The 12226-nt window shown below is 73.7% G+C and carries 12 protein-coding genes and 1 riboswitch; of the genes, 3 read left to right on the top strand and 9 right to left on the bottom strand.

Annotated elements, in window-relative coordinates:
- Positions 1-269: 269 nt before the first annotated feature.
- Positions 270-878, top strand: a complete 609-nt coding sequence (locus tag ACFWUZ_RS27470; RefSeq protein WP_384378308.1) for an SMI1/KNR4 family protein — start codon at positions 270-272, stop codon at positions 876-878.
- Between the two features lie 20 nt (positions 879-898).
- Here ACFWUZ_RS27470 and ACFWUZ_RS27465 read toward each other — a convergent pair whose 3' ends face one another.
- The 7 genes from ACFWUZ_RS27465 to ACFWUZ_RS27435 form a co-directional block, all read right to left on the bottom strand.
- Entirely contained in the window at positions 899-1063 is a 165-nt protein-coding gene (locus ACFWUZ_RS27465; RefSeq protein WP_384378333.1) for a hypothetical protein, read from the bottom strand.
- 262 nt (positions 1064-1325) lie between these two features.
- Positions 1326-2468: a glycosyltransferase family 4 protein gene (locus tag ACFWUZ_RS27460; RefSeq protein ID WP_384378305.1), complete on the bottom strand. Its 1143-nt coding sequence runs from the start codon at positions 2466-2468 to the stop codon at positions 1326-1328.
- A 76-nt stretch (positions 2469-2544) separates the two neighbouring features.
- Complete coding sequence (locus ACFWUZ_RS27455; RefSeq protein ID WP_384378302.1) at positions 2545-3672, bottom strand: hypothetical protein; 1128 nt, start codon at positions 3670-3672, stop codon at positions 2545-2547.
- Positions 3673-3728: 56 nt separating this feature from the next.
- Complete coding sequence (locus tag ACFWUZ_RS27450) at positions 3729-4781, bottom strand: NlpC/P60 family protein (RefSeq protein WP_384378299.1); 1053 nt, start codon at positions 4779-4781, stop codon at positions 3729-3731.
- A 251-nt stretch (positions 4782-5032) separates the two neighbouring features.
- Positions 5033-6058 (bottom strand): NlpC/P60 family protein, encoded by a 1026-nt coding sequence (locus tag ACFWUZ_RS27445; RefSeq protein ID WP_384378296.1) that lies wholly within the window; start codon positions 6056-6058, stop codon positions 5033-5035.
- Between the two features lie 252 nt (positions 6059-6310).
- The gene (locus ACFWUZ_RS27440) at positions 6311-7675 is read right to left on the bottom strand and encodes an NYN domain-containing protein (protein ID WP_384378327.1); all 1365 of its coding nucleotides are present in this window, start codon (positions 7673-7675) and stop codon (positions 6311-6313) included.
- A gap of 40 nt (positions 7676-7715) precedes the next feature.
- A complete protein-coding gene (locus ACFWUZ_RS27435; RefSeq protein WP_008738811.1) occupies positions 7716-7955 on the bottom strand; it encodes a hypothetical protein in 240 nt (79 codons plus the stop codon).
- A gap of 136 nt (positions 7956-8091) precedes the next feature.
- Between ACFWUZ_RS27435 and ACFWUZ_RS27430 the strand changes: the two genes are divergently transcribed.
- Together ACFWUZ_RS27430 and ACFWUZ_RS27425 are read left to right on the top strand one after the other, a co-directional pair.
- Positions 8092-8814, top strand: coding sequence for a rhomboid family intramembrane serine protease (locus ACFWUZ_RS27430; protein ID WP_384378293.1), 723 nt, complete (start codon positions 8092-8094; stop codon positions 8812-8814).
- A complete protein-coding gene (locus ACFWUZ_RS27425) occupies positions 8811-9092 on the top strand; it encodes an Lrp/AsnC family transcriptional regulator (RefSeq protein ID WP_008738815.1) in 282 nt (93 codons plus the stop codon). The genes ACFWUZ_RS27430 and ACFWUZ_RS27425 overlap by 4 nt, the downstream gene beginning before the upstream one ends.
- A gap of 158 nt (positions 9093-9250) precedes the next feature.
- On the opposite strand, the gene ACFWUZ_RS27420 is transcribed toward ACFWUZ_RS27425, so the two are convergent.
- Together ACFWUZ_RS27420 and trpD are read right to left on the bottom strand one after the other, a co-directional pair.
- Entirely contained in the window at positions 9251-10642 is a 1392-nt protein-coding gene (locus ACFWUZ_RS27420; RefSeq protein ID WP_384378290.1) for an aminotransferase class V-fold PLP-dependent enzyme, read from the bottom strand.
- Between the two features lie 233 nt (positions 10643-10875).
- Positions 10876-10992, bottom strand: a riboswitch (SAM riboswitch).
- Positions 10993-11081: 89 nt separating this feature from the next.
- The gene (gene trpD / locus ACFWUZ_RS27415; protein ID WP_384378287.1) at positions 11082-12146 is read right to left on the bottom strand and encodes an anthranilate phosphoribosyltransferase; all 1065 of its coding nucleotides are present in this window, start codon (positions 12144-12146) and stop codon (positions 11082-11084) included.
- Between the last annotated feature and the right edge of the window lie 80 nt (positions 12147-12226).

Here is a 12226-nt window from a genome sequence, read left to right as displayed (position 1 = left end):
CGGCGTCCGGCGCCGTGCATCGCAAGGCGGAGGGGCGCCCGCGTACTGGACGTACTCGGGTGCCCCGACAACGCGGCGAGGTGCGGTGCCGGGCGTCGCGGGCCAGGCGCCACTTCGACGACAGGGCCTAGCTAGGTTCTGTCTCCTTGGTCAGCACCGGCCCTGATGTTGACCAAGGAGATGCCCCGCTTGCCGACCCCGGAAGCCGGGCCACCCGAGAGATGATCGCTGATTGGGCGCCCTGCATCGTTCCATCAGTTTGAGGCGCCATGACCGATTACTTGCAGGCCGTCATCGACATGATCGGCCCCTCGGGTAACCGCTGTACCGACGCTGTCGCCTGGCTGCGGCTGGAGGGTGAGCTGGGGCGGTCGCTGCCTGCGGACTACAAAGCGATCGCCGATAGGTACGGGGCCTGCCAGATCAACCACCACCTTTACTTGGACCGCCCGACGGATGGCTGGCGGGATCTCGGCACGTGGATGCGGCGTACCTCCCAGCTGTGGTCACAGGAGGAGATAGTGAGGCAGGGAGTGGAACCTCATCTCGACCCTCGGGTCATCTGCGGCCTTCCGACCATCACCTTCGGCACAGCCCAGGGCCTCATCCCTCTCGCCGGCACCGACCAGGGACACCTGATCTTCTTGGCACCGCAGGTCCGCGAGGTCCCAGACGGGATCGCCGTCCTGAACAGGGAAGGCGAGTGGACCGGCTACGCCCTGCCCTTCGCCGAATGGCTGTACCGCTACCTGACCGGTGAGGAGATGTGCGGCTGGAACAGCGCGGTCTTCTATCCCGGCCCCGTACATCGCGAACACCTCCCCACGGGACCAGGACAGCAGACGCGTGTCGTCCACGGTCCACCGCGAGGTATGTAGGACTTGGCCGTCGCAACTCCTCAAGCCAGCGTTCCGGAGCCGACGACGATCGCGGGGGCGTAGTGGGCCGCGGCCGGCTCGACGGCGGAGGCGGAGGTCAGACCGATCCGGGTGAAGCCGAGGGCGGCGGCGGCCTGGAGCGCGCCCAGCCCAAGGAGGTGACGGCGTGTCAGATGTGGGGTCATGGCCGCATCGTGGGCGGAATCCAGCCTTCCGGCCAGACCGCCCTGACAGGCATCTGAGAGACAGTCAGGCACGGCGGGAAGGGCGCACCCGGCAGGCGGCACCGGCCGGGATCCGCCCCGCCAGGGGCCACTGCCGCCGGTGGGCCGGGGGAGATCGAGGCGCGGAGCAGGGGGCGCAGCCCCGGCCGCGGCGCGGAGGGCGGCCGCGGCGCGGAGGGCGGCTGGGCGGCCGCGCAGCCGTGCCCCGTTCCCCCGAGCCGGCTCAGAGCAGCTCGCGCAGCCGCTCGGCCAGCAGGTCCCAGCGCCACTTCTCCTCGACCCAGGCACGGCCCGCCGCTCCCATCCGCTCCCGCAGGGCCGGGTCCTGGAGCAGGGCCACGACCCGTTCCGCGGCATCCTCGGGCGCGCCGCCCCGGACCACCCAGCCCGTCTCACCGTCGAGCACCGCGTCCGGCGCCCCGCCGGAGTCGCCCGCGACCACCGGCAGCCCCGTCGCCGAGGCCTCCAGGTAGACGATGCCGAGCCCCTCCACGTCCAGCCCGCCCCGCCGGGTCCGGCACGGCATGGCGAACACGTCCCCCGCGCCGTAGTGGGCGGGCAGGTCCGCCCAGGGCACCGCTCCGGTGAAGACCACCGCGTCCGCGACCCCCGTGGATGCGGCCAGCGCCCGCAGGTCGGCCTCGTACGGCCCGCCGCCCACGATCAGCAGGACCGCGTCCGGCACCGCGGCCAGGATCCGCGGCATCGCCTGGATCAGCGTGTCCTGCCCCTTGCGCGGCACGAGCCGCGAGACGCAGACGACCACGGGCCGGTCGGTCAGCCCGAGGCGGGCCCGGACCCGCGCCCCGCCCGACTCGGGGTGGAAGGTCTTCTCGTCCACCCCCGGCGGGAGTTGCACCATCCGCCCCGCCGCCCGGTCCGTCAGGGCGGAGGCGATCCGCGAACGCGTGTACTCCCCCAGGTAGGTCAGCGTGTCGGTGCCCTCGCCGATCCGCCGGAGCAGCTGCCGGGCGGCCGGCAGCTGGGCCCAGCCCGCCTCGTGCCCGTGCGTGGTCGCCACGATCCGCCGGGCGCCCGCCCGGCGCAGCGCGGGGCCCATCAGCCCGAGCGGGGCCGCGGCCCCGAACCACACGGACTCGCAGCCGTGTTCACGCAGCAGCCCCACCGCCCGCCGCGTCACCCGCGGCGTCGGCAGCAGCATCGTCGTGCGGTCGCGCACCACCTGGAAGGGCTGTTCCGCGTCGAAGGCCGCGGTGGCCTCGCGGCCCTCCGCACTGTGCTTCCAGGTGGAGGCGTACACGACGATCCGCCCGGGATCCAGCCGCAGTGCCATGTTGTGCAGGAAGGCCTGGATGCCGCCCGGTCGCGGCGGGAAGTCGTTGGTCACGATCAGCGTCTTGTGCATCGCCTGCCGACAGTACCGGAACGGGATCACCCGGGGGCTCGCGGTGAGGGGGCCCAGCCCGGCGGGCGGGGCCCCCTCAGGGGCCCAGCTCGCCGCGCAGGCTCTCCTGCCAGGCCTTCGTCAGGGCGGCCGGGTCCGTGCCGAGGGCCTCGTCCAGGGCGGCCGGGAACGGCTCGCGGCCCGCCCGTTCGTACAGGTCGGCCAGTGCCGCCTCGCCCCACTTCGCCGCGATCAGCCGGCAGGCCAGCCAGGCCCCCTCGTACGCCCGGGCCAGCGTCTGCGGGTCGCCGCCGAAGGCGAAGGCCTGCGCCGGGGGCAGTTCCGCGGGCAGCTCGCCCCGGCGGACGGCCCGGGCCAGCGCCGGGGCCGCCTGCCCGGGGGTGGTGGGCGTCCCCCGGTAGGCCGCCCAGTCCGCGAAGCCCTCGGAGAGCCACAGCGGGGTCGTGGCGGTGGTCGCCGCCCGGGTGGCCACGTGGGTGACCTCGTGGGTCAGGACGACGCGCCGGCCCGTCCCGCTGAGTTCGGCGTACCCCTCCGGGTTGATCACCACCCGGTCGGCGGGGCCGGTGCCCGCGCCCACCCGTCCGGTGGTGACCGCGCCCATCCCCCGGTACTCCTCGGCCGGCCTGCCCAGCAGCCGCGCCATGCCGTCCAGGGTGCCGGGGACGAGCACCACCACCCGCCCCGCCCACGGCCCGGGCCAGGCCGCGCTCGCCGCGGGCACGGCGCGGTCGGCCCCGGCGGCGACCTCGTCGAGCGTCTCCCGCGCGGCGGAGCCCAGCACCAGCACGTGCGCGCCCCGGACCACCGTCACCTCGCCCAGGTCCCACGGCTGCGCCGGGGCCCCGGGGGCCGGGCGGTCGGACAGGACCCGCCAGGTCCCGCCGTCCCCGGCCAGTTCGAGCTCGCGCTCCGAGCCCGCGGGGGACGCGTCGTAGCCGGCCAGCCGGTAGCTCAGCCGGGCCCGTACGCGGGCCCGTACGCCGTCCCGCCGCACCGAGGCGACCTCGTAGGCCCAGTCCTCCAGCGGGATCGCGGCGAGCCGCCCGGGCGGCGTCCGGGACCAGTCCGCCACGGCGCCGCGCACGTCCCGCTCGGCGGCGCTTCCGGGCGGCCGTCCGGAGCAGCCCGCCAGCAGCAGGAAGCACAGCAGGAGCGGCAGCACGCGCAGCGGCGCGCGCGGCGGACGGGGAGCCGGGAGCACCGGTCGATCGTACGCACGCCCCCGCCGGATCCCGGTCAGGCCCCGTCAGGGCCGGGTCAGGGCCGGGTCACCGAGGACACCGGCATCATCCCGACCGGGTCGTACCGCACCCGGGCTCCGGGGTACGGGGCGTGCACCACCTGGCCGTTGCCGACGTACATCCCCACGTGGCTGGCGTCCGAGCGGTACGTCACCAGGTCGCCCGGCCGCGCCTGCGACAGCGGTACCTGACGGCCCGCGTACCGCTGCGCCTGCGAGGTGCGCGGCAGCGAGACGCCCGCCTGCCGGTAGGACCACACCATCAGCCCGGAGCAGTCGAAGCCGGAGGGACCGGTGGAGCCCCACACGTACGGCTTGCCGACCGCCGCCCGGGCCGCCGACACCGCGGCCGCGGCCCGCCCCGACGACGGCCCGGCGGCACCCGTGGCGGGCAGCTCGGGCAGCCCGTCGGCGCGGCCGCCGGAGCGCGAGGCCCGCTCGAAGTCGGCCCGCTCCCCGGCGGACATGGCGTTGAGGAGGCGCCGGGCGGCCGCGAGCTTCGCCGTGACCGAGCGCTTGTGCGTGGCCACGTCGGCGCGCAGGGCGTCGAGTTCGGCGAGCTTGCGGGAGGCCTCCCGGCGTTCCTGGCCGAGCCGGCGCTGCTCCTCGCGGAGTTCGTCCAGCTGCCGGGCCTGGCTGCCGGTGAGGCGGTCCAGGACGGCGGCCCGCTCCAGGTAGTCGTCGGGGTCCTCGGACAGCATGAGTCCCACGGTGGGGTCGAGGCCGCCGCTGCGGTACTGGGCTCCGGCGAAGGTGCCGAGGACGCCCCGCATGGTGTTGATGCGGTCCTGGCCGCGGGCCACCGCGTCCTGGGCCCGGTTGACCTCGCCGCGGAGCCGGTCGGCCTTCTCACCGGCCTCGTTGAAGCGTTCGGTGGCCTGCTCGGCTTCCTCGAAGAGCCGGTCGACCTGGGCGCGGGCGCTCGCCGAGGGCTCGTACGGCAGGCCGGGGGCCGCGCCCGCGGGGACGGCCGCCATGGCGACGGCGACACCGGCCGCCGCGGCGGTGAGGACGGTGACCTTCGTGTTCCGGTCGAGGCCGCTGAGCCCGGACCGCCGATGGGACGCCACGTGAAGCCGCTCCCTTCCGCTGCGCGGGACCCGGGTCCGCCCCCCGTGGACGGCCGTGGGCCGGGTGCGCGCTGGCAGACAGTAACCGCACGGCCACGCACCGGCCAACGACCGCGGGAGGGCGCGCACAGCGACGCCCCGCAGGAGACGCAGGTCACCGGCGGGGCGTGCGGTCGAGGCGCGGCCTTGCAATTCGCCCGGATGGGCGGCGTACGGCGCACCTTCGGCCGGGGGCGCCGCAGCGCGAGGGGTCAGATGCGGACGCCGAACTGGAACGGCATGTTGTCCATCGACTCGTACTTGATGCCGCCGCGCGGGTTCGAGGCGTGCAGCGTCATGTTGTTGCCGGCGTAGAGGCCGACGTGGTGCAGGTCGCCGTAGAAGAAGACCAGGTCACCGGGCTGGAGCTGGCTGCGGCTGATGCGGGTGCCGTCGTTCGCCTGGGTGTAGGTGACGCGGCTGATGCTCACGCCGGCCTGCTTGTAGGCCCACTGGGTCAGCCCGGAGCAGTCGAACGCGCTCGGACCGGTGGCCCCGGAGACGTAGGCCATGCCCAGCTTGGTCTTGGCCGCCTCCAGGGCGGCTCCGGCGCGGCCGGAGGCCTTCACGTCGCCGAGGTCGACGCGCTGGCTGTCGCTGCGGCTGGCGCGCGTCTCCTCGTCCTTGATCGCCGCGCGCTCCTGCGCGGTCAGGGTGTTGAGGAGGGCCTGCGCCTCGGCGAGCTTGTCCTGCGAGACCTTCTTCTTCTCGCCGAGCTCCTTGCGGGTGGCATCGAGGTCGGTGAGCTTGCCGGAGGCCTCCTGGCGCTGCTGCGCGAGGCTGCGCTGCTTGGCCTGGATCTTCTGGACGGTTTCGACCTGCTTGCCGCTCAGGTGCTCCAGCGTGGAGGCCTTTTCGAGGTAGCTGTCGGGGTCGGCGGAGAGGAAGAGGGAGAGGGACTGGTCGATGCCGCCGTTGCGGTACTGGGCGCTGGCCATCGAACCCAGCCCGTTGCGCAGCTCGTTGAGGTCGCCCTGGCCGCGCGCGACCTGGTCCTGGAGCTGGGCTATCTCCTTCTCCAGCTTCTCCTGGCGCTCCTTGGCCCCGTTGAACTTCTCGGTGGCCTGCTCCGCCTCTTCGTAGAGTGCGTCGACCTGGGCCTTGACCTCGTCCTTGCCCGGCTTGGCCGGAGCGGCGGAGGCGCCCTGGGCGGAGAGGGCGACGGCCGCGGCCGCGGTGGCGGTCAGGACGGTCACGCGTGCGCGGTTCGGCTGCTTGGGTCGACGGTGGGACGCCACGAAGGCGAGCTCCTTCTTCCTCGAGCCGCCGAAGTACGCAACTCGGCAGCACCTCCGCCGCCACCCCGAATGAGTGATCTACCGCACGAAGGTTTGAGCAGACCCTAGTGACCCGGCTGTGATCACTTCAAATCCTGTCGGGAAAAAATTCGCCCGCCCACCAGCTTCTTTACCTACAGTGCACGCTCTGTGCCGGGTACTTGACGGTGCGTCCCGCAGACGGTCTGCCAATTCCGGCATTGGGCCCAGGAGTTACGAAACGCGCGAAAGCCGCTTCAGGAGCAAGGCGGACGCTACGGGCCGCGCCCCGGCCTTGGCCACCCCGTCGGCGACCTCCCGGTCCGTGGAGACCACGACCACCGGGCGGCCGGGCGGCTCGGCGCGCACCAGCTGGCGGATCAGCTCGTCCGCCGTCACCCCGGCCTTGGAGAACAGCACCCGCACCCCGCGCGGCGGCGCGAGCAGCACCGGGGCCGCCAGCTCCGCCCCGTCGAACACGCAGGTCATCTCCGCGCCCGTCTGCGCGGCCAGCATCGACAGGCCTCCCAGGAGCCGCAGCCGCTGCTTCTCCAGCGGCATCGTCGGATAGCCCGTCTTCGTCACGTTGTAGCCGTCGACCACCAGATGGGCCTGAGGCAGCGCCAGCAACTGGTCCAGCAGGGCCGGGTCGGTCTCCGACAGGGCCCGGGCCGCGATGTCCTTCGGCGTCATCCTGCCCGGCTCCACCGCTTCCACGGTGTCGGCCGGGCGCGTCGAGACCGGCGGCAGCGCCAGCTCGCGGCGCAGCCCCTGCGCCGCGTCCAGCACGGTGTCCAGCAGCAGCCGCAGCCGCATGTCCTCGATGCTGCGCCCCTCGCGGGTGGCCCGGCGCGAGGTCTCCAGCGCCGTCTCCACCTCCGCCAGACGCGACTTGAGCCGCCTGTTCTCGCTCTCGGCGGCGGTCACCCGGGCGGCCGCCTCGCCGCGGATCCCGTCGACCTCGGCGTTCAGCTTGCGCAGGGCCGCCTCGCCGCGCTTGACGTCGCTGAGGGCGCTGCGCAGCTTGCGCTGAAGCGATTCCGCTTCCTTGCGGGCGGCGTCCAGCTCGGTCCGCACCTGCTCGCCGCCGGTGCGCTGCAGTTCCCGTACGTGGGCCAGTTCCTCGCGGAGCCGGTCCAGTTCGCGCCGGGTCTCCTCGCCGATCCGCTCGGCGTCGGCGCGCTGCGCCTCCTCGCCCGCGGCGGCCACCAGCTTCACCCAGCCGACCGGCCGCAGGACGTACGCGGCGGCCGCCACGTCCAGGGGGTCCGCGGCGGCGGGCGGCGCACCGGCCTCCAGCGCCGCGGTCAGGTCCGTCTGCGCCTCGCGCAGCTTCTCGGCGACCCTGCCGCGGAACACGGCATCGGTCTCCACCGCCGCGGCCATGGCGTTGCCCGCGAACTTGGCGCGCCGGGACGGGGTGAACCGGGCGTACTGGCGCAGCTGCGCCGGGAGGTCCGCGACCGTCAGCCCGCCGAAGGCGTCCGACACGAACGCGACGACCCGGCGCCGCACGCCTTCCGGCAGCGGGCGGTCGAGCACCTCGGCGGCGTCGCCGGCCGAATCGGCCGGCTCAGCGCCGCTTGCTGGCTCCACAATCCGTCACCCCTACCGTGATCTACCTGTGGACGCGGCTCCCTCAGGAGTCCGCGCCCGGCCTGTCCACGAGCTCGATCTGGTCCACCGCGTTGCACCAGCGGCAGCGGACCGACTCGATGGTCTCATTGACCACCTCGCGCTCCTCGACCTTGGGCTCCCCGGCGAGGTCCAGGTGGACGTACTCCACGACCTTCGACGAACGGGTGACGTCGAAGCGCGTGAGGTTGCCGCACAGGGTGCAGCGCCACCGGGTGGTGTCGGTCGGCAGGGGAACCGTCATCAGGCCGCTCTCTCCTTCGTAGCTGCTTCAATTAAAGCCGTCCGCGGACCCGGACGCGTCGCCCGGCGGACCGCAGCTCGTAACCCTACGGCCTGCCACCGCTTCAGGTGGGCCCGGTTGCGTCATGCTCGGTCGCATGAGCATGAGGTGGCGGACCGTCCGCGAGGCCGCGCGGGGACCGGTGGTCACCCACGCGCTGATCGCCGGCTGCTGTGTGGTGTTCCTGTTCGGCCCCGCCTCGGGCCTGAACCCGGCCTACGGGACGGGCGACGCGCTGCTGTCCTCGGGGACGGCGTACTTCCACCGCTGGGGCGTGGTCCCCGACGAGCTCTTCACCGGCTCCCCGCGCGCCTGGCTGACACCGCTGACCGCGCTGTTCGTCCACGGCAGCTGGCTGCACCTGCTCGGGAACATGCTCTTCCTCCACGTCTTCGGGGCGATGACGGAGGAGCGGATGGGCCGCCCGGCGTTCCTCGTCTTCGTCATCTGTACGGGGTACCTGGCGCTGGCGGCGTACGCGGCCGCGTACGCGGGGTCCTCGCACGCGCTGGTCGGGGCGTCCGGGGCCATCTCGGCCGTCCTGGGCGCCTTCCTGTGCCTGCTCCCGAGGGCCAGGGTGACCAGCCTGTTCCCCTTCCTGTTCTTCCTGCCGCTGCGCTTCCCGGCGTGGATCGTGCTGCTGTTCTGGTTCGCCCTGCAGTGGGTGGCGGCGCACCGGGCGGAGAGCGGACCCGGAGTCGCCTATCTGGCCCACCTGGTGGGCTTCTCGCTCGGCTTCGTCTACGCCTGGGTCCGCTATCGGCGTACGACTAGAGTGGGGCGACCAGCGACGGCCACCGAGGGAGACAGCCAGCCGTGATCACCGCGATCGTGCTCATCAAGACCAGCGTGGACCGCATCCCCGAGATCGCCGAGTCCATCGCCGCGCTGGACAGCGTCAGCGAGGTCTACTCCGTCACGGGTACGTACGACCTCATCGCGCTGGTCCGCGTGGCCCGCCACGAGAACCTGGCGGACATCATCCCGGGCCGCATCAGCAAGATCCCGGGCGTCGAGGCGACCGACACGCACGTGGCGTTCCGCACGTACTCCCAGCACGACCTGGAAGCGGCCTTCGCCATCGGCCTGGACGCCTGACGCTCCGGCGCGGCCCGCCGCCTCCCCCTCGGCTCCGCCGTGGCCCGGGCTCCGGGAGGCAGTCCACCCGTGCGCGCGTCTGCGCCGCGGGCAGCGGCCCGCCCTTTGCCGCCCAGGCGGCCGGCAGCGGGTGCCCGTACGTGACGGGCCGCAGCCCGTCAGACGGCCGGGACGCAGCGGCCCTCTTCGGTGCGGTACTGCCACTTGGCGCCGTCCGCGACGAGTTCCTTCACCGCCCGCACGAACCGCTCCACGTGCTCGTCGGGGGTGCCGGCGCCGAAGCTGACGCGGATCGCGTTCAGCGAGCGCTCCCCCGGGGCCGCCTCCGGCGCGCCGCACTCGCCCTGGGCCTGCGGCTCGCTGCCCAGCAGGGTGCGGACCAGCGGGTGGGCGCAGAACAGGCCGTCGCGGACGCCGATGCCGTACTCGGCGGAGAGGGCCGCCGCGAAGTGCGAGCTGTTCCAGCCGTCCACGACGAAGGAGATGACGCCGACCCGCGGGGCGTCGTCCCCGAACAGGGACAGGACGCGGACCGCCGGGACCTCCGCCAGACCCTCGCGGACCTTCGCGATGAGGTGGTTCTCCCGGGCGACGAGGCTGTCGAACCCGGCCTCCCGCAGGGCCTTGCAGGCGGAGGCGATGGAGTAGACGCCGATGACGTTCGGGGAGCCGGCCTCGTGGCGGGCGGCCGTGGTGTGCCACTCGACGTCCACCCCGCCGTCCTCGCGCCGGGCGACCTTGCGGGAGGCGCCGCCGCCCGCGAGGTACGGCTCGGCCTCCTGGAGCCAGTCGGCGCGGCCGGCGAGGACGCCCGAGCCGAAGGGGGCGTAGAGCTTGTGTCCGGAGAAGGCGACCCAGTCCACGTCCAGCTCCTGGACCGAGACGGGGTGGTGCGGGGCGAGCTGGGCGGCGTCCAGGACGATCCGCGCACCGTGGGCGTGCGCGGCGGCGGCCAGCTCCTTCACCGGCCACAGCTCACCGGTGACGTTGGAGGCACCGGTGACGCAGACCAGCGCCGGGCCGTAGGGGTCGCGGTCGGCCAGCGCCCGCTCCAGGCCGGCGACGGCCTCGTCCGGGGTGCGGGGGGCGTTGAGGTAGGTGACCTGCGCGTTCGTCCACGGCAGCAGCGAGGCGTGGTGCTCGGTCTCGAAGACGAAGACCTGGCAGTCGGCCGGGAGGGCGGCGGCGAGCAGGTTCAGGGAGTCCGTGGTGGAGCGGGTGAAGACGACCTGGTCGGCAGGGCGGCAGTCGAGGAAGTCGGCGACCGTGGCCCGGCTCTGCTCGAAGAGGTCGGTGGACAGCTGCGAGAGGTAGCCGGCGCCGCGGTGGACGCTGCCGTAGTACGGGGCGTAGGCGGCCACGTCGTCCCAGACCCGCTGGAGCGCGGGCGCGGAGGCCGCGTAGTCGAGGGCCGCGTAGGTGACCTCTCCCCCGGTGACGAGGGGGACGGTGACGTCCCGGCCGAGCACCGGCAGCGGCTCGGCACAGGCGGGGTCCACGGCGGCGGGGGCGGAGACGGCGGTGGCGGCGGCGTTCAGGGATGCGGACATGGCGGTATCTCCCGGCAGGCAGGGGTGAATGGCTTCGGCGTGCCCGTACGCGGCCCGGCTACGGCGCGACGGCCGTGCGGCGGGGTACGGGGGGCCTCGGACGGTTCGTCCGGGTACACCGCGTACACGGCAGTGACCCTGGTCCGAGGATGGAAGAGGGGCGGAGTCGCCCTATCGCATTCGCTTGCTCACGGAAAATGCTCCTCGAGAGACCAGGACCCCTGGTGTCGAGGGATCCGCGCTTGCCGTAGACCTCGCTGCCTACGGCCCGGTCATCACCCGGGGCACCCCGCCACGGAAGGAGGGTTGCCGGACAGCAAGCCGGGGCCTGAACGCTGTCACTCGTGACCTGGTCAGCATCCTGCCACAAGATCGCCCGAGCGCAAGACCCCGGTCCGCATCGTGGACCGGGTCCTTGGCTCGAAACGATCAGGCGGGTTCAGGCGTTGCTCGCCGCCACCCACCGCTCCAGCGCGGCCCGGGCCTCGCCCGAGTCGATGGAGCGGGCCGCGCGGGCGATGCCCGCCGCGATCTGCTCCTCCAGCGTGCCCGTGCCCGGGTCCAGGGCCACCAGGGCCGCCGCCGAGTTCAGCAGTACCGCGTCGCGGACCGGGCCGGTCTCGCCCGCCAGCAGGCGGCGGGCCACGTCCGCGTTGTACGAGGGGTCCCCGCCGGCCAGGGCCGATACCTCGACCAGGTCGACGCCGACGTCGCGCGGGTCGAAGACCTGCTCCGCCACCTTGCCGTCGCGGACCCACCACACCCGCGAGGTCGCCGTCGTGGTCAGCTCGTCCAGACCGTCGTCGCCGCGGAACACCAGGGCGGAGGAGCCACGTTCGGCGAGCACGCCCGCGATGATCGGGGCCATCCGGGGGTCGGCCACACCGGTCGCCTGGGCGCGCACCCGGGCCGGATTGGTCAGCGGGCCCAGCGCGTTGAAGAAGGTGCGGATGCCCAGCTCCTTGCGGGCCGCGGCCACGTGGCGCAGCGCCGGGTGGAACTTCACCGCGAAGCAGAAGGTGATGCCGGCCTCCTCGGCGACCTGCACCACCCGCTCCCGGCTCAGGTCGAGGTTCACCCCGAGCTTCTCCAGCACGTCCGAGGAGCCGCTCGCGGAGGACGCGGCCCGGTTCCCGTGCTTGACCACCTTGGCGCCGGTACCGGCCACCACGACCGCGGACATCGTCGAGATGTTCACCGTCCTGGCCCCGTCGCCGCCGGTGCCGACGATGTCCACCGTCCGGCCCGGGACCTCGATCAGGTTGGCGTGCGCGTACATCGCCCGGACGAGGCCGTTGATCTCCGCGACCGTCTCCCCCTTGGCCCGCAGCGCGACCGTGAAGCCGGCGATCTGGGCGTCGGTGGCCTCCCCGCGCATGATCCGGTCCATGGCCCAGGCGGTGTCGTCGGCGCTCAGGTCCCGGCCGGTCAGCAGGGCGTCGAGGACGCCCGGCCAGCCACGGGCCGCCACGCTGTCGCCGCCTGCCGGGGTCACAACGTTCATGGTCCGCTCCTGTGCTAGTGGGCCGCCCCCGTGTGCGCCACCCACGGCGAAGGGGAAGGCCCTCAGCCTATCCAGCCCCG

Origin of the sequence: Streptomyces sp. NPDC058646, assembly GCF_042716875.1 — a bacterium.
GTDB lineage: Bacteria > Actinomycetota > Actinomycetes > Streptomycetales > Streptomycetaceae > Streptomyces.
Note: the sequence above shows the minus strand (reverse complement) of the source record. Positions and strands in the feature narration are given on the sequence as shown.